This window comes from Micromonospora sp. C81, assembly GCF_018070425.1.
Lineage (GTDB): Bacteria > Actinomycetota > Actinomycetes > Mycobacteriales > Micromonosporaceae > Micromonospora > Micromonospora zamorensis.
Genome location: NZ_JAGPXS010000052.1, coordinates 1 through 319, shown reverse-complemented (window position 1 = coordinate 319; position 319 = coordinate 1). Strand labels below are relative to the sequence as shown.

1 protein-coding gene is annotated in these 319 nt (G+C 68.7%); it reads left to right on the top strand.

Annotation, left to right across the window (positions count from 1 at the left end):
• Nucleotides 1-319, top strand: a 319-nt coding sequence (locus KBX46_RS32235; protein WP_210795875.1) for a hypothetical protein, incomplete at both ends; no start/stop codon positions are given.

The window sequence follows — 319 nt, the reverse complement described above, 5'->3', positions numbered from 1 at the left end:
GGTCGAGTACGTGGACCTACGCGGACGGCACGACGGTGGACCGTAGTGCCGCTGGTGACGTCACGCGTGAGGTGAGCGCGGATGGTGCGACGTTCGACCGGTTCACCCCCGAGGGCAAGCCGACGCACGGAACGGTGCCGGGGGTCGATGGGCAGCCGGCGCAGGACGTGTCGATTGCTTACGGCGGTGACGGGTCGAGTACGTGGACCTATGCGGACGGCACGACGGTGGACCGTAGTGCCGCTGGTGACGTCACGCGTGAGGTGAGCGCGGATGGTGCGACGTTCGACCGGTTCACCCCCGAGGGCAAGCCGACGCA